This window comes from Pseudonocardia sp. Ae717_Ps2, from assembly GCF_001932475.1.
Lineage (GTDB): Bacteria > Actinomycetota > Actinomycetes > Mycobacteriales > Pseudonocardiaceae > Pseudonocardia.
Genome location: NZ_MCIS01000001.1, coordinates 1,884,909 through 1,903,456, shown reverse-complemented (window position 1 = coordinate 1,903,456; position 18,548 = coordinate 1,884,909). Strand labels below are relative to the sequence as shown.

21 protein-coding genes are annotated in these 18,548 nt (G+C 75.4%); 11 read left to right on the top strand and 10 right to left on the bottom strand.

The genetic code is table 11. The features are described 5' to 3' along the window. Positions 1-2: 2 nt before the first annotated feature. The 6 genes from Ae717Ps2_RS09125 to Ae717Ps2_RS09100 form a co-directional block, all read right to left on the bottom strand. Complete coding sequence (locus Ae717Ps2_RS09125; RefSeq protein WP_233147504.1) at positions 3-1,028, bottom strand: aldo/keto reductase; 1,026 nt, start codon at positions 1,026-1,028, stop codon at positions 3-5. Positions 1,029-1,032: 4 nt separating this feature from the next. Continuing rightward, a complete protein-coding gene (locus tag Ae717Ps2_RS09120; protein WP_083702557.1) occupies positions 1,033-2,514 on the bottom strand; it encodes an AbgT family transporter in 1,482 nt (493 codons plus the stop codon). A 50-nt stretch (positions 2,515-2,564) separates the two neighbouring features. Then, positions 2,565-3,629, bottom strand: coding sequence for a PHB depolymerase family esterase (locus tag Ae717Ps2_RS09115; RefSeq protein ID WP_075305699.1), 1,065 nt, complete (start codon positions 3,627-3,629; stop codon positions 2,565-2,567). A 251-nt stretch (positions 3,630-3,880) separates the two neighbouring features. Then, entirely contained in the window at positions 3,881-4,645 is a 765-nt protein-coding gene (locus Ae717Ps2_RS09110) for a creatininase family protein (RefSeq protein WP_043277253.1), read from the bottom strand. Next, positions 4,642-5,304: a FadR/GntR family transcriptional regulator gene (locus Ae717Ps2_RS09105; protein WP_075305698.1), complete on the bottom strand. Its 663-nt coding sequence runs from the start codon at positions 5,302-5,304 to the stop codon at positions 4,642-4,644. The genes Ae717Ps2_RS09110 and Ae717Ps2_RS09105 overlap by 4 nt, the downstream gene beginning before the upstream one ends. 162 nt (positions 5,305-5,466) lie before the next feature. After that, positions 5,467-6,567, bottom strand: coding sequence for an alpha/beta fold hydrolase (locus tag Ae717Ps2_RS09100; RefSeq protein ID WP_075333225.1), 1,101 nt, complete (start codon positions 6,565-6,567; stop codon positions 5,467-5,469). A gap of 84 nt (positions 6,568-6,651) precedes the next feature. Here Ae717Ps2_RS09100 and Ae717Ps2_RS09095 point away from each other — a divergent pair, with 84 nt between their 5' ends. After that, positions 6,652-7,797: an acyl-CoA dehydrogenase family protein gene (locus tag Ae717Ps2_RS09095; RefSeq protein ID WP_075333224.1), complete on the top strand. Its 1,146-nt coding sequence runs from the start codon at positions 6,652-6,654 to the stop codon at positions 7,795-7,797. On the opposite strand, the gene Ae717Ps2_RS09090 is transcribed toward Ae717Ps2_RS09095, so the two are convergent. Genes Ae717Ps2_RS09090 through Ae717Ps2_RS09075 form a run of 4 tightly spaced genes read right to left on the bottom strand, consistent with a single transcriptional unit; the run spans position 7,787 to position 12,076 of the window. Then, positions 7,787-9,013, bottom strand: a complete 1,227-nt coding sequence (locus Ae717Ps2_RS09090; RefSeq protein ID WP_233147503.1) for a PLP-dependent aspartate aminotransferase family protein — start codon at positions 9,011-9,013, stop codon at positions 7,787-7,789. The genes Ae717Ps2_RS09095 and Ae717Ps2_RS09090 overlap by 11 nt on opposite strands. Positions 9,014-9,021: 8 nt before the next feature. After that, positions 9,022-9,918, bottom strand: a complete 897-nt coding sequence (locus Ae717Ps2_RS09085; RefSeq protein WP_020622977.1) for an ABC transporter ATP-binding protein — start codon at positions 9,916-9,918, stop codon at positions 9,022-9,024. Beyond that, a complete protein-coding gene (locus Ae717Ps2_RS09080) occupies positions 9,915-11,024 on the bottom strand; it encodes an iron chelate uptake ABC transporter family permease subunit (RefSeq protein ID WP_233147502.1) in 1,110 nt (369 codons plus the stop codon). The genes Ae717Ps2_RS09085 and Ae717Ps2_RS09080 overlap by 4 nt, the downstream gene beginning before the upstream one ends. Next, positions 11,021-12,076 (bottom strand): iron chelate uptake ABC transporter family permease subunit, encoded by a 1,056-nt coding sequence (locus Ae717Ps2_RS09075; protein WP_075311613.1) that lies wholly within the window; start codon positions 12,074-12,076, stop codon positions 11,021-11,023. The genes Ae717Ps2_RS09080 and Ae717Ps2_RS09075 overlap by 4 nt, the downstream gene beginning before the upstream one ends. Positions 12,077-12,206: 130 nt before the next feature. Here Ae717Ps2_RS09075 and Ae717Ps2_RS09070 point away from each other — a divergent pair, with 130 nt between their 5' ends. The 10 genes from Ae717Ps2_RS09070 to Ae717Ps2_RS09030 all read left to right on the top strand — a co-directional run bounded on the left by Ae717Ps2_RS09070 (position 12,207) and on the right by Ae717Ps2_RS09030 (position 18,538). Beyond that, entirely contained in the window at positions 12,207-12,929 is a 723-nt protein-coding gene (locus Ae717Ps2_RS09070) for a dihydrofolate reductase family protein (RefSeq protein WP_233147501.1), read from the top strand. Between the two features lie 99 nt (positions 12,930-13,028). Beyond that, positions 13,029-13,523: an Asp23/Gls24 family envelope stress response protein gene (locus tag Ae717Ps2_RS09065; RefSeq protein WP_075333223.1), complete on the top strand. Its 495-nt coding sequence runs from the start codon at positions 13,029-13,031 to the stop codon at positions 13,521-13,523. 2 nt (positions 13,524-13,525) lie between these two features. Beyond that, the gene (locus Ae717Ps2_RS09060) at positions 13,526-13,819 is read left to right on the top strand and encodes a hypothetical protein (protein WP_233147500.1); all 294 of its coding nucleotides are present in this window, start codon (positions 13,526-13,528) and stop codon (positions 13,817-13,819) included. 18 nt (positions 13,820-13,837) lie between these two features. Continuing rightward, positions 13,838-14,200 (top strand): hypothetical protein, encoded by a 363-nt coding sequence (locus Ae717Ps2_RS09055; RefSeq protein ID WP_075305692.1) that lies wholly within the window; start codon positions 13,838-13,840, stop codon positions 14,198-14,200. Beyond that, positions 14,197-14,373 carry a hypothetical protein gene (locus Ae717Ps2_RS36045; RefSeq protein WP_020622970.1) on the top strand — a complete coding sequence of 59 codons (177 nt, stop codon included), beginning with the start codon at positions 14,197-14,199 and terminating at the stop codon, positions 14,371-14,373. Before Ae717Ps2_RS09055 ends, Ae717Ps2_RS36045 begins: the two co-directional genes overlap by 4 nt. Continuing rightward, on the top strand, positions 14,370-14,798 hold the full coding sequence (locus Ae717Ps2_RS09050; protein WP_075305691.1) for a hypothetical protein: 429 nt from the start codon (positions 14,370-14,372) through the stop codon (positions 14,796-14,798). The genes Ae717Ps2_RS36045 and Ae717Ps2_RS09050 overlap by 4 nt, the downstream gene beginning before the upstream one ends. Before the next feature lie 56 nt (positions 14,799-14,854). Then, the gene (locus tag Ae717Ps2_RS09045; RefSeq protein ID WP_075305690.1) at positions 14,855-15,403 is read left to right on the top strand and encodes a DUF6286 domain-containing protein; all 549 of its coding nucleotides are present in this window, start codon (positions 14,855-14,857) and stop codon (positions 15,401-15,403) included. Beyond that, positions 15,403-16,092, top strand: coding sequence for a hypothetical protein (locus Ae717Ps2_RS09040; protein ID WP_083696069.1), 690 nt, complete (start codon positions 15,403-15,405; stop codon positions 16,090-16,092). The genes Ae717Ps2_RS09045 and Ae717Ps2_RS09040 overlap by 1 nt, the downstream gene beginning before the upstream one ends. Before the next feature lie 67 nt (positions 16,093-16,159). Then, the gene (locus Ae717Ps2_RS09035; protein ID WP_043278159.1) at positions 16,160-16,912 is read left to right on the top strand and encodes a 3-hydroxybutyrate dehydrogenase; all 753 of its coding nucleotides are present in this window, start codon (positions 16,160-16,162) and stop codon (positions 16,910-16,912) included. Between the two features lie 48 nt (positions 16,913-16,960). Then, positions 16,961-18,538, top strand: coding sequence for an alpha/beta hydrolase (locus Ae717Ps2_RS09030; protein WP_075311605.1), 1,578 nt, complete (start codon positions 16,961-16,963; stop codon positions 18,536-18,538). Positions 18,539-18,548 lie beyond the last annotated feature (10 nt).

Here is an 18,548-nt window from a genome sequence, read left to right as displayed (position 1 = left end):
CCTCACCGCCGGGAGAACAGCTCCCGCGCGACGGCGGGCAGCGTGGCGGGTCCGGTGCGCAGCCGGACCCGCTGCGCGGCCGCGGTGAGACCGGCGTACTCGTCCGAGGTCAGCACGATGTCCGCCGCAGCCACGTTGGACTCCAGCTGCGCCACGCTCGACGCACCGGGGATGGCGACGGTGTTCGGGTGGTGCACCACCCACGCCAGCGCGACCTGGGACGGCGTCGCGTCGTGCGCGGACGCGACGTCGCGCAGGGTGTCGGTGAGCGGGGCCAGCGCGGCCAGGTTCTCCGGCAGCCACTCCGGCTTGCTGCGGCGCACCGCGTTGGTGGGCCGGTGGTCGGCGTCGTAGCGGCCGGTGAGCAGTCCCTGGGCGAGCGGGCTGTAGGCCATCACGATGCGTCCGTGCGCAGCGGCGTGCGGGACGAGGGCCCCGGCGGGCAGGCGGCGCAGCAGGCTGAACTCGACCTGGTTGGACAGCACCGGTCCGCCCAGCGCCTCCTCCGCGGCCAGCCAGCGCTCCAGCGAGTACGAGGAGACACCGGCGTCGCGCACCAGGCCGGTCCGCTGCAGCTCGGCCATGCCGCGCATCGCCGACGCGTCGCCGATCAGCGGGTGCGGCTTGTGCACCTGGTAGAGGTCGAGCTCGGTCACCCCGAGCCGGGCGGCGGAGGCGACCGCGCGCCGGCGCAGCACCGGCCCCAGGGGCAGGACCGGGAAGAACTTCGTCGCGATCACGACCTCGTCGCGCCACCCGGGGCCGCCGCAGGCACGCAGCGCGTCGCCCAGGATCCGTTCGCTGCGCAGCGGGCCGTAGAGCTCCGCGGTGTCGAACACGGTGACACCCAGCTCGCGGGCACGGGCGACGATCCGCCCGGCCTCCAGCGTGTCGCCGTAGCCCCACTCGCTCGTGCCGAACTGCCAGGTGCCCAGCCCCATCACCGACCAGCGTCGTGGTCCGGAAGCGAGGCCGTCGAGGTAGCGCACCTGCGCAGTGTCCTCCACGCCGCCGGGGCCCGCCCGCACCCCGCTACCGCACGGGAGCCCCCGGTCCCAGCGGGATCCCCAGTGCCCACCAGGCGAAGAACAGCAGGGTCCAGACGACCGTCATCGCGATCGCGAGCGGGAGCGTGTACGACGCGAGCGTCCCGATGCCCGCGTCCTTGCGGTACCGCTGCAGGAACCCCAGCGCCATGATGAAGTACGGGCTCATCGGGGTGATCGCCGTCGAGCCGGAGTCGGCGATCCGGAACAGCGCCTGGGTGGTCTCGGGCGGCACGTCGACCAGCATCAGCATCGGCACGATCACCGGCGCCGCGATCGACCACATCGCCGTCCCGCTGGTCACCATCACGTTCACCACGGTGAGCACGGCCAGCACCATCAGGAACACGACCGGGATCGGGACGCCGGTGGTGCGCAGCGCGTCCGCGGCGACGACGGCGAGCACGTCCCCGACATGGGTCCAGTCGAAGTAGGCCAGGAACTGGGCGATCGCGAAGAACAGCGCCAGCACCGGGGCCATCTGCCGGATCCCGTCGGCCATCAGCTTCGGGACGTCCGCGGCGGTGGTGATCGTGCCGACCGCGCGCCCGAAGACCGTGCCGAGCAGGCCGAACAGCAGCGCGATGACCGCGCCGATCCCCTCCACCAGCGGGGACTCGACGATCGACCCGTTCTCCCCGCGCAGCGGCGACCACTCCGGGGCCATGACCGCGACGAGCAGCACTGCGAAGGCCAGCAGCACCCAGCCGGCGCGGCGCAGGCCGGACCGTTCGGCCGCCGACAGGCTCAGGCCGGCGACGTCGTCGTCGGGGGCGTCCGGGTCGGGGTCCAGGTCCGGGCGCTCGGCCAGGACCAGCCGGGTCACCGCCGTGATCACCAGCGCGAGCACGACCGAGGAGACGATGTTGAAGAACCAGTTGCCGACCGGGGTCACCACGACCTCCGGGTCCACGATCCGGGCCGCGGCGGTGGTGATGCCGGCGAAGATCGCGTCGTTCGGGGTGGGGACCGGGCTGGCGTCGTAGCCCGAGGCGATGGCGGTGTAGGCGACGACGATCCCGAGGATCGGCGAGCGGCCCACCGCGCGGAACGCGAGCCCGCCCAGCGGCACAAGGATCACGTACGCCGCGGCCGACGCGACGTGCGCGACGGTCCCGGCGAACGCGACCGCGAACACCACCAGCGACGCCGGCACCCGGGCGACCCCGGCCCGCATGGCCGCGGCGAGCAGCCCGCTGCGCTCGGCGACGGCGACGCCCATGATCACCGTGACGATGGTGGCCATCGGTGGGAACTGCGCGAAGTTGTCGATCATCGACGAGACGGCCATGGCGAGGCCGTCGCCGGAGAGCAGGTTCCGCACCGCGACCGGCTCGCCGTCGGGTGCCACCACCGCGACGCCCGCCGCCGCCAGTCCCGCGCTGATCACGGCGAGGATCGCCGACAGCACCCAGAACAGCCAGAACGGGTGCGGCAGCGCGTTCCCGACGCGTTCGACGACGGTCATCGCCCGCACCAGCCGGGGCAGCTCCCGGTCCGACGTGCCGGCGGGCGCGCTCACCGCGGACCCCCGAGCCCGAAGAAGTCCCCGATCAGCGCGGTGGCGCGCACGGTCTGTGTCGTGACGCCGCCGCCGGAGTAGGCGGTCGCGCCGGGCCAGGTGTGCCCGCCGCCGTCGACGGCGACGTGCGCCACCCGGGCTCCGTCGCGGCAGCCCCGCCAGGTCGAGATGGTGACGTCGGGCTCGATCCGGCGGATCTGCGGGCGGGCCCGGCAGCCGTCGCGGGCGACCCACTCGGCGACCTTCGCCGGGATCGCGGGCAGGCCGCGGTCGGCGTCGCCGGTGTAGGGGATCGTGGCGTCCCCGGTGCCGTGCACGAACAGCGCGGGGACCGGGCGGCCGGGCCGGCACGGCGGCTCGCCGTCGCGGTAGTAGGCGCCCGCGACCGGGGCGATCGCGGCGATCCGGTCGGACATCCGGCAGGCCAGGATCTCGGTGAAACCGCCGCCGTTGGACTTGCCGGTGGCGAAGACCCGGCCGGGGTCGACGCAGAGGGTGGACTCCAGGTCGTCGAGGAGGTCCCCGGTGAAGGCGACGTCGTCGACGCCCGGCGCCGAGTACGGCGCGCCCTGCCAGGAGCGCTTGCCCTCTCCCCCGGGGACCCCGTCGGGATAGGCGACGACGGCCGGCAGCCCGGACAGGCCGGAGAAGTTCTCGGTGGTGGCGCCGTCGTTGCCGCGGCCGTGGAAGACCAGGACCACCGGGGTGGGCCGGTCGGGGCGGTAGCCGTCGGGCAGGTGGACCCGCACGCTGCGTTCCCGGCCGCCGCTGTCGATGGTGCGGACCGCGGTCGTGCCCGCTGCCTGCGGCGGTGTGGTGCCGCAGCCGGGGGTCGGAGCTCCGACCGGTCCTGGGGCCGCGCCGGGGCCGGGCCGCCCGGGCGTCGCGCCGGCGGGTCCCGTTGCCTCGGGGCCGGGCAGCCCGGGGGCCGTGCCGGTGCCGGCGGGTCCGGCCGTCGCCTCGGGGCCGGGCGTCCCGCCCGAGGCGGGCGCGCCGGAGGCGGTCGGGGCGACGGCGGCGCCGGTGGTGAGGGCGGCCGCGACGAGGCAGGCCGTCGCCACGGCACGCAGGCGGGCTCTGCCGGGACGTCGGGTCACGTCCGACGGGCGTTCCGGGACGGACGGCGTCGTCGCGGGTCGTGGCGCTGCCGTCGGCCTCGGTGCTGACGATCTCGGTGCGGACATGGGGTTCCCTTCGGACGGCGTCGTCGACGGCCGGTGCTGGTCCCGCCCGGTCACGGGGCAGGTCGTGCGACGGGGGCACCGGTGGCGCCACCGCGGGAGTGCTGTGGATCCGTACGGGTCGGAGGACGTCAGGCCCTGAGCCACGCCGTGACGAAGTCGGTGATCCGGTCGACGATCGCGGCGACGATCGCCTCGCCGTGCTCCGGGTCGGCCCGGCGGGGTTCGCCGAGGACCCCGTTCTCCGACAGGCGGTCGTAGGGCGCGGTGAGCGTCGGACCACCGCGCCGCCGGGCCAGTGCGCCGAAGGCATCGAGCTCGGTGAGCCGGGTGGTCCCGGCCGCGAGCCGGTCGGTGTGCACCAGATGCGGTGCCACGGCGAGCATCTGCGCCGTCTCGGCCTGCCCGCTGTGCCCGCTGACCTCGGGCGGCCCGGCCGCGGCGACGACGTCGGCGGCCAGCGGGGTGAGCGGGCTCCACGCGAACTGCAGGTCCGGGCGTGCGGCGAGGAGGTCCTGCGCGACCGTCGCGAGAGTGGCGTCGTTCCCGCCGTGCCCCGTGACCACGCAGATCTTGCGCCAGCCGTGCCGGTACAGGCCCTCGACGTACTCGCGCACGAGCGTGGCGAACGTCGTGGTGGTCAGGCTGACCGTCCCGGCGAAGGCCAGGTGGTGCGGCGACACCCCGACCGGCAACGACGGCCCGACCACCGCGGTGCCGCCCAGTGCCGCGGCGACCCGGTCGCAGACCGCCTCGGCGCGGATCAGGTCCGTCGCGAGCGGCAGCCCCGGCCCGTGCTGTTCGAAGGCTCCCGCCGGCAGCAGCACGACCGGGCTGTCGACGACGGCGGCCGCGGCCTCGACCGTCGTCATCTCCCCCAGGCGTCGCGTGCTCACGCGCCCACCGCCTCGGCGATCGAGGTGAGGTGCTCGCGGCAGAGCCGCTCGGCCAGGTCCGGGTCGCCCCCGCGGACGGCGTCGAGCAGCGCGACGTGCTCGGCGTGGTCGCGCTCGCGGTCGTCGTAGCGGTGCCGGATCTCGACCTGGTCGCGGGCGCGGATGTGCAGCAGCGCCTCCACCGTCTCGCGGAGCAGGGCGTTGCCGCTGGTCGCGGCCAGTGCGACGTGGAAGTGCACGGCCGGGCGGTGGTCGCGGACCGGCGGGTGCAGGGCGTTGGTGACGCTCTCGGCGAGCATCGCCAGCCCGGCGGTGTCACGCTCCCGGGCCGCGGCGGCCGCGATCGACGGTTCCAGGACGAGCCGGGCGCGGATCAGCTCGTGCACGCCGTCGGAGGTCCGCGACGGGCGGTGCGGGTTCGCGAGCAGCCGCCGCCCGACCCCGTCGCCGACGTAGGTGCCCGAGCCGTGCCGGAACTCCACCGCACCGGTGGCCTCCAGGCGTCGCAGCGCCTCGCGGACCGTCGGGGTGGTGACCTCGAACCGTCGCGCCAGGTCGCGGGAGGACGCGAGCTGGTCCCCCGGGCCGAGGTTCCCGGTCCGGATGATGTCCATGATGTCGTCGGCCAGGCGCTCCGACAACGTCTCCCCTGCGGTCATAAAGTGACTAAATCACTTAGCCGCCTCACCGGTCAATCCCTCTGCTCGTCGGCGCGCGCTGATCCGTCCGGCGCGCGCGTCCGGACGCGCGCGCCGGACGGATCAGCGCGCGGACTGGGGATCAGCGCTCGGGCCGGGAGGCGGCAGGGCCGGCGCGCTCGGTCAGGCGCCGACCGCGGGGCCTGCCTCGTCGTCGGGAGTGTCCGCGGCGGCGTCCCAGTCGGCCAGGGCCCGGTCGAGCTCCGGCCAAGTCGTGTCCCGGGCCCGGCGCCCGGTCAGCACGCCCAGGTGCCCACCCGGCGAGGTCGAGAACCGGACCTCGGGGCTGCCGGTCAGCAGCGGCACGCCGGCACGCACCGCGCGCAGCGGGGCGATGACGTCGTCCCGCCCGGCGACGACGAGCACCGGCACACCGACGTCGGCCAGCTCCACGTCGCGCCCGCCCAGGCGCAGTCCGCCGCTCGCGAGATCGTTGCTGCGGAGCAACAGGTGGAACAGCTGCCCGAACACCCGCCCCGGGTAGCCGTGCATGTTGCTCATCAGGTGGTCGACGGCCTCGATCTGGGCCAGGCAGTCCCGGTCGTCGATCCGCGACGCGATCGCGAGCGGCTTGGTGACGAGCCGGTCCACCGCGGTCAGCTGGAACGCCCAGCTCACCATCGGCGCCGGGAAGCTGCCGACGGCCCGGTAGATCGACGAGACCAGCCGGCCACCGCTGATCTGCGCGAGCGGCCGGAACGGCGCCACCAGCGGCACCCGGGAGATGTCGACCGGGGTGCCGATCGCGGCGACCGAGCGCACCGGCAGCGGGTCGCGTGCCTGCACCGCGGCGGCGACGGTGAGCAGCGCGAAGATCCCGCCGAGCGACCAGGCGACGAGGTGCACCTCGTCGCCGGTCTCCTCGGCGACCCGGCGGACCGTGTCGGGCAGCAGCTCGTCGACCCAGCTCTCGATGCCCAGGGTGCGGTCGGAGAACGACTTGGGCCCGTAGTCGATCAGGTAGACGGTCCGGCCCTGCTGCAGCAGGTGCTCCACCAGCGAGCAGCCGCGGCGCAGGTCGTAGGCGAAGTCCGGGGCACCCAGCGGCGGCACGAGCAGCACCGGCGCGCCCTCGGAGGGATCCACGCCGGACAACGGGCGGTACCGGAACAGGATCCCCTGCGGGGAGCCCACCACCGCGTCCCGCGGCATCCGGCGCAGGTCGGCGAGGTGGCCGACCACGGCCCGGTCCCACACGTTGGCGACGGCGTCCACGAGATCCACGGGCGCACCCTATCGGCACGCGTGGGTCATCGACGGCCCGCGAGGACGACCGGAGTTACCCGTCGGTATGTGAGACTGCCGACCATGCAGCGCGAGATCTTCGACGACGAGCACCACGCGTTCCGTGACCTGTGCCGGACCTTCATCGCGAAGGAGGTCACCCCTCACCACGAGCAGTGGGAGGAGGACGGCCAGGTCGACCGAGCGGTATGGACCGCGGCGGGCGCGGCCGGCCTGCTGGGCACCGCCGTCCCCGAGGAGTACGGCGGGGGCGGGGTCGACGACTTCCGCTACAACGCGATCCTGGCCGAGGAGATCGTCGCGGCCGGTGCGAGCGGCATCGGCTTCCCGCTGCACAACGACGTCGTGCAGCCCTACCTGCTGCGGCTGTGCACCGACGAGCAGAAGAAGCGCTGGCTGCCCGGCTTCTGCTCCGGCGAGCTGATCACCGCGATCGCCATGACCGAGCCCGGGACCGGCTCGGACCTCCAGGGCATCGCGACCAACGCCCGTCGCGACGGCGACGACTGGATCCTCAACGGCTCCAAGACCTTCATCACCAACGGCATCCTGGCCGACCTGGTGATCGTCGTCGCCAAGACCGACCCCGACGCCAAGCACCTCGGCTTCACCCTGTTCGTCGTGGAGCGCGGGATGGAGGGCTTCGAACGCGGCCGCCGCCTGAAGAAGGTCGGCATGAAGGCCCAGGACACCGCGGAGCTGAGCTTCACCGACGTCCGGGTGCCCGACGCGAACCGGCTCGGCGAGGTCGGGCAGGGCTTCATCTACCTCATGCAGAACCTCGCCCAGGAGCGGCTCTCGATCGCCGTCGCCTCGGTGGCGGGCGCCGAAGCCGCCGTGAAGATGACGCTGGAGTACACCAAGGAGCGCAAGGCCTTCGGCCGCCCGGTGGCGAACTTCCAGAACACCCGCTTCGAGCTCGCCGAGATGGACACCGAGGTGTCCATCGCCCGGGTCTTCGTGGACCGCTGCATCACCGAGCACAACGGCGAGGGCGAGCTGTCGGTACCCGACGCGGCCAAGGCCAAGTGGTGGTGCTCGGACCTGCAGAACCGGGTCGTCGACCGCTGCGTGCAGCTGCACGGCGGCTACGGCTACATGCTCGAGTACCCGATCGCCCGCGCGTTCGTCGACTCCCGCGTGCAGGCGATCTACGGCGGCACGAACGAGATCATGAAGGAGGTCGTCGGCCGGTCGCTCATCGGCTGAGGCCGCCCGCCACGGCGTCCAGGGCCCGCGCGATGTCGGCGACGAGATCGCGCGGGTCCTCCAGCCCCACCGACAGGCGCAGGTGCCCGAGGCGGCGGAACTCCGGCGGGAAGTGCGCCGCCCGGCCGTCGCCACCGGCCCCGACGTGCACGATCAGCGACTCGTCGTGGCCCAGCGACACCGCCGAGGTGATGACGCGCAGGCCCGCGACGAACCGGTTCTGCAGCTCCGGCGGCCCGTCCAGGGCGAAGGCCAGCATGCCGCCGTACCCGCCGTCGAGGGTCCGGGTCGCGAGCGCGTGCTGCGGGTGCGACGCCAGACCCGGGTAGGCCACGTAGGCGACCTCCGGGCGGGACTCCAGGTACTCCGCGACCTGCTGCGCGCCGGCGCAGTGCGCGCGCATCCGCATCGGCAGGGTCACCGCGCCCCGGGCGATCAGCCAGGCGTTGAACGGGCTGATGACTCCCCCGGCGTCGACCATCGCGTCGGCCCGGATCCGCTCGACGAGCTCACGGCGACCGAGCACGGCACCGCCCATCGCGTCGCCGTGGCCGTTGACGTACTTGGTCAGCGAGTGCACGACGAGGTCCGCGCCCCGCTCCAGCGGGCGTTGCAGCACCGGCGTCGCGAAGGTGGCGTCGACGCTGAGCAGGGCGCCCGCCTCGTGCGCGATCGCGGCGACGGCGTCGACGTCGGTGATCCGGGTGGTCGGGTTGGCCGGGGTCTCGACGTGCACCAGCCGGGTCCGCGGGCGGATCGCGGCGCGCACCGCCTCCGGGTCGGAGGAGTCGACCAGGGTGGCGGTGATCCCCCACCGGTCCGGCAGCAGCTCGGTGAGCAGCCGGTGGGTGGCGACGTAGGTCACGTCGGAGCTGACGACGTGGTCGCCGCTCCGCAGGAACGTGAAGAACACCGCGTGCAGCGCCGCGACGCCCGAGGCCAGTGCGACCGCGGCGCACCCGCCCGGCGACACCCCGGCCGGGTCCTCCAGGGCGACGAGCTTGTCCTCCAGCCAGCCCTGGTTCGCCCCGCCGTTGCGGGTGTAGAGCCGGGTCGCGGTGCCCGACCAGTCCAGCTCCGAGGGGTCCTCGGGCAGGGCGTAGGAGTTGGCCGCGACGATCGGGCGGCGGATCGCGCCGGTCCCGGCGTCGACGTCGTTGCCCGCGTGCACCGCGCGGGTCGCGAGGAAGGGTGGTCGGTCGTCGCCGGGGGTCACGCCGGAGATCATGCCTCGGCGATCGGCTCCGGGGCGCGCAGCGACGGGCCCGCGTCCGGCACGACCAACGGGGTGCCGGTGACCGGGTCGGGCAGCACCCGGGCCCGCAGCCCGAACACGTCGGCGAGCAGCTCCTCGGTGACGACCTCGGCCGGCGGCCCCGCCGCGACGATCCGGCCGTCCTTCATCGCGACGAGCCGGTCGGCGTAGCGGGCGGCCAGGTTCAGGTCGTGCAGCACCATGACCACGGTGCGACCGGCCTCGGACTGCAGCCGCCGCACCAGCTCCAGCACGTCCACCTGGTGGGCCAGGTCGAGGAAGGTGGTCGGCTCGTCGAGCAGCAGCAGGTCGGTCTCCTGGGCCAGGGCCATCGAGATCCAGGCCCGCTGGCGCTGGCCGCCGGACAGCTCGTCGACCGGGCGCTCGGCGAGGTCGGACAGGCCCGTCCAGGTCAGCGCCTCGGCGACGGCGCGCTCGTCGTCCGAGGACCACTGCCGGTACCAGGCCTGGTGCGGGTGCCGACCGCGGGCGACGAGGTCGCCGACGGTGAGCCCCTCGGGCGCCAGCGGCGACTGCGGCAGGATCCCCAGCACCCGCGCGACCTCCTTGGTCGGGGTGCGGTCGATCCGCTTGCCGTCGAGCAGCACCTGGCCGGCCCTGGCGGGCAGCAGCCTGCCCAGCGCGCGCAGCACGGTGGACTTGCCGCAGCCGTTGGGGCCGATCACGGTGGTGACCGCGCCGGGCAGCACCTCCAGGTCCAGCCCGTCGACGATGGTGCGGTCGCCGTAGCCGAGCGTGACCTGCTCGGCCGACAGCCGGACCTCGCCGGGGCGGACGGGTTCGCCCGCGGTGGTCGTCGAGGAGGCGGTGGCCTCCGCGACACTGATGTCCTCGACGGTGCTCATCGACGGGCCTCCTGGCGGGTGCGGGCGAGCAGGTACAGCAGGAACGGGGCGCCGAGCACCGCGGTCACGATGCCGACCGGGAGCTCGACGGACCCCAGTGCGGTGCGGGCGATCAGGTCGGACAGCACGGTCAGCGCGGCGCCCAGCACGAGCGAGACCCCGATCGGCGGGGTCCCGACCCGGCAGAGCCGGCGCGCGATCTGCGGGGTGACCAGTGCGATGAAGGCGATCGGGCCCGCGGCCGCGGTCGCGACCGAGGCGAGGCCGACGGAGACGAGCAGCAGCGCGGTGCGGGCACCGTTCACCCGCACGCCGAGGCCGCGGGCGGTGTCGTCGTCGAAGCGCAGCGCGCCCAGCAGGTGCACCAGGACCAGCGCCGCGGGCACGAGCACCAGCATCGCGATCGACAGCGGGACGACCTCGTTCCAGCTGCGCGCGTTCAGGCTGCCGTTCAGCCAGACCTGGGCCTGCGCGGCCTGGTAGATCTGCGCGACGGTCAGCAGCCACTGCACCGCCGCGACGAGCACGGCCTGGATGCCGATGCCGATCAGCACCAGCCGGAAGCCCTGGATGCCCTTGCGCCAGGCCAGCACGTACACCGCGACCGAGGCCACGAGCCCGCCGCTCAGGGCGGCGAGCGGGATGCCGAGCGAGGCGAACGCGCCGCCGACCCCGGCCGCGCCACCGCCGAGCACGATGACGAACACCGCCGCGGCGCTGGCGCCCCACTGGACGCCGATGATGTCCGGGCTCGCCAGCGGGTTGCGGGCGACCGCCTGCAGGATGGCCCCGGACACGGCGAGCGCGCCGCCGACCAGGGCGCCGACCAGGGTGCGCGGCAGCCGCAGCTCCAGCACGACGAGCTGCTGGCCCGCGTCACCGCCGCCGAACAGCGTCGCCAGCACGTCGGTGATCGCGATCGGGTAGTCGCCGCGGCCCATGTTGACCGCGGCGGCCAGCACCAGCGCGACGGCGCAGACGAGCAGCACCACCGCGGTGCGCACGCGCAGCACGCCGGAGAAGCGGCCCGCGCGGACGGCGCGGCGGCCGGGGACGACCACCGTCGAGGGCCGGGGCCCGGTGTCCGGGTCGGTCAGCGTGCTCACACGGCCCCCAGCTTGCGTCGGCGCACCAGCGCGATGAAGAACGGCCCGCCGATCAACGCGATCACGATGCCGACCTGCAGCTCGCCGGGGCGGGCCACCACCCGTCCGACGACGTCGGCGAGCAGCAGCACCACCGCCCCCGCGAGACCGGCGGCGGGCAGCAGCCACCGGTGGTCGGGCCCGGTGAACACCCGCACGACGTGCGGCACGATCAGCCCGAGGAACGCGATCGGCCCGCAGGCCGCGGTGGCCGCACCGGCGAGCAGCGTGATCGCGACGACGCCGACGACCCGGGTCCGGCGGACCGAGTGCCCCAGCGAGGTGGCGACGTCGTCGCCGAGGGAGAGCGCGTTGAGCGCGGGCGCGCTGGCCAGCGCGAGCACCGTGCCCACGAGGATGAACCACACCACCTGGCCGCCGACCGCGGCGTCGCGCCCGGCGAGCGAGCCGACCACCCAGAACCGGTAGGCGTCGAGGCTGGTCTCGTCGAGCAGCACCACCGAGGACGTGCCCGCCTGCAGCAGGAAGCTCACCGCCGCCCCGGCCAGCGCCAGCGAGACCGGGGTGGCGCCGCCGGGTGCCCGGGTGCCGATCACGAACACCACGACGCTGGCGACCAGCGCGCCGGCGAAGGCGAACCAGACGTAGCCGAACAGCGTGCTGACGCCGAAGACGTAGATGCCGATGACGACGAAGAACGCCGCCCCCGCGTTGACGCCCAGCAGGCCCGGGTCGCCGAGCGGGTTGCGGGTGAAGCCCTGCACGAGCGCGCCGGCCAGGCCGAGCGCGATCCCGACCAGCAGCCCGAGCAGGGTGCGCGGGATCCGCAGGGACCGGATGACCACGTCGTTCTCGCTGCCGGTCGGGGCGACCAGCGCGGAGAACACCTCGTTCACCGGGATGACCTTGGTCCCGATCGCGATGCTGGCCAGCACCGCCAGCAGCAGCGCCGCGGCCAGCGCCGCGAGGCCGATCAGCCGCCGGCGGCGCAACGACCGCCGTGGGGGGGCCGGCTGCTGCACCGACGGTGGTCGGACCCGGATCGCGTTCACCTTGCTCGTGGCCCCCTGCTCGACCGGATGCCCCACCCATCCGGTGCGGCTCCGCTCACCATAAGTGAGGCTGCCCTACGACAGAACACCCCCGTGCGTCACGTCGCCCGCACGGCGGGATGCTCGGCGGGTGTCCACCGAGCCCTCCGCGTCCGGTCCCCCGCCCGTCCGGCCGCGGGTCACCGCGGTCATGGTCAGCTCCGCCGACGGTGCCGTGAGCGCGGGCGGGGCCGGCTCCGGCGGCTTGTCCACCCCCGCCGACCGGGACCTGTTCCGCGCCCTGCGCCGGTCCGCCGACTGCGTGCTCGTCGGGGCGGGCACCGCACGGGACGAGGACTACCGCGGGGTCCGGCCGCGCCGTCCCGGGCCGAACGGGCGCCGGCCAGGGCCGCCACCGCCGGTCGTCGTCGTGACCGGGTCGGCCGGGCTGGACCCCGGCGCACGGCTGTTCACCGACACCGTCACCGCACCGGTCGTACTCACCACGGCCGCCGCCCCTGCCGACCGGCGGGCCGCGCTCGCCGCCGCGGGCGCCGACGTCGTCCTGCTCGACGACCTCTCCCCCACCACGCTGCTCACCGCCCTCGCCCGCCGCGGCCACACCTCCGTGCTGTGCGAGGGCGGGCCGACCCTGCTCGGCGCGCTGGTCGGGGCCGACGTCGTCGACGAGCTGCGCCTCACCCTGGTCCCGGTGCTGGTCGGGGGCCCCGAGAGGCGGATCGCGACCGGGCCGGACCCCCTCCCCGCACCGCGTGCGCTGCGCCTGGCCGGCCACGAGGCGGCGGCCGACGGGACCCTGCTCCTGCACTACGTCCGCGCCACCGCCGCCGTCCCGGCTGCGCCGAACGGGTGAACCACCGTGAGGAAGGTCCGGGGACGGGCATCCCACGGGGGACATCACACGCACCGCGGCGGGCCCCCAACCCGGGTCCGGCCCGTGAGAGGAGCACCGATGACCTCCGGCACCCCGACCACCACCTCCACCTCGACACCGGCCGCGACACCCACGGGACGCCTCGCCGAGGGCACCGGTCAGGGCCGCACCACCATCGCCCCGTCCGTCGTGCAGAAGATCGCCGGCATCGCCGCCCGCGAGGTCTCCGGGGTGTACGCGATGGGGTCGGGCGCGTCGCGTGCCTTCGGTGCGCTGCGCGAGCGCATCCCCGGCGGCGGCACCAGCGGCGCCTCGACCGTCGCGGGCGTGGCGGTCGAGGTCGGCGAGAAGCAGGCCGCGATCGACCTGGACGTCGTCGTCGAGTACGGCGTCGCCATCGCCGACCTGGCCTCGGCGGTGCGCCGCAACGTCATCGGCGCCGTCGAGCGGATGACCGGGCTGGAGGTCATCGAGGTCACCATCTCGGTGAACGACATCCACCTGGCCGGCGAGGACGACAGCCGGGACGAGGCCCCGGCGACTCCCGCCCCGACCGGCCGCGTCGTGGAGTGACGGTGCCGGAACGGAGCCCGGCCGTCCTGGCCGAGCTGGTCGCCGAGACGGTCGCCGCGCACCCGTCGGTGGTGCGGCTCGACGGCGGCGCGTTCGGCACCATCGCGACCTGGCTGCCCGGACGACGGCTGGTCGGCGTCGGGATCGACCGTGCCGACGATCCGGTCGAGATCGGGGTGGTGCTGCGCCTGGACCGGCCGATCCCGGCTACCGTCGCGGCGCTGCGGGCATCGGTCGCTCCCTTGGTCGACGGGGTCCCGGTCGACGTGACGGTGACCGACGTGGAGGTCACCTGAGGTGGAGGTGGGAACGGGATGGTCGAGCCGGACCCCGGCGCGCACGGGGGCCTGACCCCCGAGCAGCGGTCGGCCTACCGCTCGTTCGTCCGTACCCACCACCCCGACCGCGGGGGTGACCCGGAGGTCTTCCGCGCCGGGCTGGCCCGCTTCCGCGCCCTGGCGGCCGACCCGCGCGGCGGCCCGACCCCCGGCCTCGGCGACCCCGACTACGACGACCCCCGCTACGACGCACCGATCGAGATCGTGCGCGACCTGCCGCTGCCGACCCGGGTCCTGGTGGCCCTGATCCGCACCGTCCGACGTCGCACGCACCCCCGGGTCGACCGGCCCGGCCGGCACTCACCCCGACCCACCCGTCCCGGAGAGGACATCTCATGAACGCCACCCAGACCGGCCTGCTCGCGGGCCTCCTGCTGGGCGTCGCCGGTGCCACCGGCGGCTTCCTGGCCTTCGTCATCACCCTGGTGCTCGGCATCATCGGCCTGGTGGTCGGCCGGGTCCTCGACGGCGAGCTGGACCTGTCCGGCCTCGGCCGGGGCCGCGACCGGTGAGCACCCTCCCCGACCCCGCCGAGCGCGGCGTCCTGGAGATCGATCCGGCGGTGCTGCGCAAGATCGTCGAGTACGCCGCGGACACCGCACCGGCCACCCGGCACCGCGCCCGGCGGGTCGCCGGGCTCGACGTCGGCGAGTCCGGACCGACCGCCCGGGTGACCCGGCGGCCCGGTCCGGCGCGGGGCACGGTCGGGGGCGCCAGCGGCGACACGACCGGCGACGCCGGGGAGGTCGACGTCCGGCTGCGGCTCACCCTGGCCCACCCCGGGTCGGTGCGGGCCGCCGTCGCCGAGGTCCGGGAGCGGATCGACGCCGACCTGCGTCGCACCACAGGGCACCGGCTGCGCGGCCTGACCGTCGAGGTCGAGGCCCTCCGATCGGGGGACGCCGGGCCACGCCCGGCCTCCCCCCGCGTGCAGTAGACGTGCAGTAGAACCGTCGGACCCGTGACCGAGTCGGAAGAGGGAGGCCGGACCCTGTGCGTGTCCTGCTCCGCGTTCTCGCGCCGCTGCTGAGCCTGGTGGTGGCCGCGATCGGCGCGCTCGTCGTCGTCGAGGTGGTGGCGGCCTGGGTCGGCCGGGTCTCCGGCCCCGGGCTGCTCGTGCCCTGGCGGGACTGGCGCACCACCGTCCAGAACACCCTGTGGACCGCGCAGCCGGTGCTCTGGGTCGCGGTGGGGGTGATCGTCGTCGGGGCCGTGCTGCTGCTCGTCGGGTTGCTCGCCCGGCGCCACGACGTCGCACTCGACGCGCCGTCGCCCGGGCTCACCGTCGCCACCGCGCCGCGGGTGCTGGCCCGCCTGGTCGGCACCCGGGTCCGGGCCGCGGACCCGGTGACCGCGGCCTCGGTGACCGCGTCGGCCCGCTCGGTCGTGGTGAACGCCCGCGGCCGCGGGGACCTCGACGTGCTGCGCGAGGCGGCCCGCGACGCCGCCTCCGGCGTCCTCGACGCGCTTCCCCTGGCCCGGCGGCCGCGCCTGACCGTGCGCGCGACCCCGGACCAGCCGGGCTCGAAGGGAGTGCAGTGATGACCGACGACGCGAGCTCGACCGGGATCCCGGCAGGAGGGGCGCCGGCACCCGCCCTCGCGAACCCGCGCCGCGCGGCGCGGACCGCGCGGCGCGCCCAGTACCGCTCCGCGGGCGGTGCCCGCACCGGCCTCGTCCTCCTCGGCGGGCTGCTGCTCGCCGTCGGCGTGCTCACCGTGCTCCTGGTGACCGGGGTCTTCGGGCGGGGCCGCCCGCAGCGCCCGCTGCTGGACCCGGTGGTCGAGCAGTTCCTGCTGGCCAACGGCACCGCCGCCCGGGTGGTCGCGGTGCTGGCCGGGCTCGTGCTGGTGCTGCTCGGGCTCTGGTGGACCGCCCGGTCGCTGCGTCCGGAACCCCGCCCGGAGCTGGTCCTGGACGGCGGACCGGACACCGAGATCCGGATCGGCGCCTCCGCCGCGGCCGACGCCGTCGCCGACGGCGCTGCCACACTGCCCGGGGTGACCCGGGCCCGCGCCCGGATGGTCGGCAGTGCCGCCGCGCCCGCGGTGCGCGCCACCGTGTGGGTCGACGAGGACGTCGCCGACGGGGAGGTCGCCGAGATCTGCCGCCGCCTCGACGCCGAGATCCTGCCCGCGATCCGCGACGCGCTGGGGATGGCGGACCTGCCCGTCGCGGTGCGGCTGGAGCTGGACGCGGCCCGTCGCGACGACCGCCCACGGGTCTCCTGACCCACCGGCCGGGTGCGTGACCCGGCTCACAGGAGCCGGGCCGGCCGGCGTCCGTACGGTCGTCGGCATGAGTGCAGTGCTGGACGGCAGGACGGCCCTCGTCACCGGGGCGGGCAGCGGGATCGGGGCCGCGGTGGCGCGCCGGCTCGTCGCCGACGGGGCGCGGGTGTACGCGGTGGACCTCGCCGAGGACCGGGTGGCCCCGCTGGCCGCCGAGAGCGACCTGGTCACGCCGCTGGGGTGCGACCTGTCCGACCTCGACGCCGTGGAGCAGCTGCCCACCGACGTCGACATCCTGGTCAACAACGCCGGCCGCCAGCACGTCTCGCGGCTGGAGGAGTTCGACCGGGAGATGTTCTCGAACATCCTGCGCCTGATGCTGGAGTCGCCGTTCCGGCTGATCCGCCGGTCGCTGCCGCACATGTACGCCCGTGGCTGGGGCCGGGTCGTGAACATCTCCTCCGCGCACGGCCTGCGGGCCTCGCCGTACAAGTCCGCCTACGTCTCGGCCAAGCACGGCCTCGAGGGCCTGTCGAAGGTCACCGCGCTGGAGGGCGCCGAGCACGGCGTGACCAGCAACTGCATCAACCCCGCCTACGTGCGCACCCCGCTGGTCGAGGCCCAGATCGCCGACCAGGCCCGCACACACGGGATCTCCGAGGACGAGGTCGTCACGAAGATCATGCTCACCCCGGTGGCGGTGAAGCGGCTGATCGAGCCCGCCGAGACCGCGGAGCTGGCCGCGCTGCTGTGGGGACCGGCGTCGGCGTCGATCACCGGGACCTCGCTGTCCCAGGACGGCGGCTGGACGGCGCGGTAGGAGACCGCTCACCGCGGCCACACCCCGGTGCGGGCATGATCGGTGCTCGTGCGGCGGTGGAGTGTGCTCGGGGTCCTGCTCGCCGCGGTGCTGCTCGCCGGGTGTGCGGTCGGGCCGTCGCAGCGGCCACCGGTGGCGGTACGCGGCGAACAACTGCCCGCCGCTCCTCCGACGTCGGCCGCGGGCCCGCCCGCCGACCCCGACCTGCTGCCGGACTCCGACCCGGTCCGCACCACCGGGTTCACCGACTGCACCGCCGACACGGCCGCGGAACTGACCACGGCCGGCACCCCGCTGCCCGCCGGGCGCCCCCTGACGGTCGGCTGCGCCCGGCTCACCGTGCCCGCCGACCGGGACCGGCCCGAGCTGGGCCCGGCCCGGCTCGGTCTGACCCGGGTCACCACGCCCGGCGCACCGGACGGGCGGCCGGCGCTGGTCGTGCTCGGCGACACCGGCACCGACGGGTCCGCCCGGGCCGCGGTGAGCCTCGCCGCCCGGCTGCCCGCCACGGTGCTCGACCGCTACCAGGTGATCGGCATGGACCGCCGCGGCACCGGGGAGGACCTGCTCGACTGCGCCCCGGTCGACGCGCGCGCCACCCTGCTCGACGCCGGACCGGACCGCCGCGACGAGGCCGCCATGACGGCACTGCTGGAACGCGCCCGCGAGGTGGTGCAGGACTGCAACCTGCTGCTGTCGGGGACGCTGACCAGCTACCGCGCCGCGAGCGGCGCCGACGACCTGGAGTCGCTGCGGTCCGTGCTGGGCGCGGCCCGGCTGGACCTGCTCGCCGTCGGCGACGGCGCCGACGCCGCGGCCGCCTGGATCGGCGCGCACCCGGGCTCCGTCGGGCGGGTCGTGCTCGACGGCCCCGGTGACCCCACCCTCGACGAGCCCGCCCGGACCGAGAGCACGACCGCGGCCGCGGAGAAGGCCTTCGACGCCTTCGCCGTGGCCTGCACCGCCTCGCCGGCCTGCCCGCTGGGCCCCGACCCGCGCGGCTACGTCGACGAGCTGGTGTTCCGCCTGTCCCGCACCGCCCTGCCGGCCGGCGACGGCGACGCCGTCACCGCGGGCGCGACGCTGCGCGCGGTCCGCTCGGTCCTGTCCCAGCCCGCCCGCTGGCCGGAGCTGCAGTCCGCGCTGGTCGCGGCCGGGGACGGCGACCCGGCGGGTCTGGTCCGCATCCTGGCCCCGCTGGGAGGCCCGCAGGGCCGCTACGACGCCGCCCTGGCCACCCGCTGCAACGACAGCCGGGTGCGGGTCACCCCCGGTGAGGCCGCCGACCTGGCCGGGCAGTGGGCGCAGCGCTTCCCGCTGTTCGGCGTCGCGGCGGCGCAGGACCTGGTGGCGTGCGGGCCGTGGCCCTCGGGCGGGCCGGTCACCCCGGCGGCGCCGCAGGGCGCTCCCCCGCCCCCGGTCCTCGTGATCGGGACCGCGCAGGACCCGCGTTCGCCGCAGAGCGGCGCCGAGCGGACCGCCCAACAGCTCGCGACGGGGCGGCTGGTGCGCTGGCAGGGCAGCGGGACCGGGGCGTATCCGCGCACCCCGTGTGTCACCGGCCTCGTGGACCGGGCGCTGCTGACCGGCCGGGCGCCCTCCCAGCCCGTGGTCTGCCCGCCGTAACCGCGTGCTC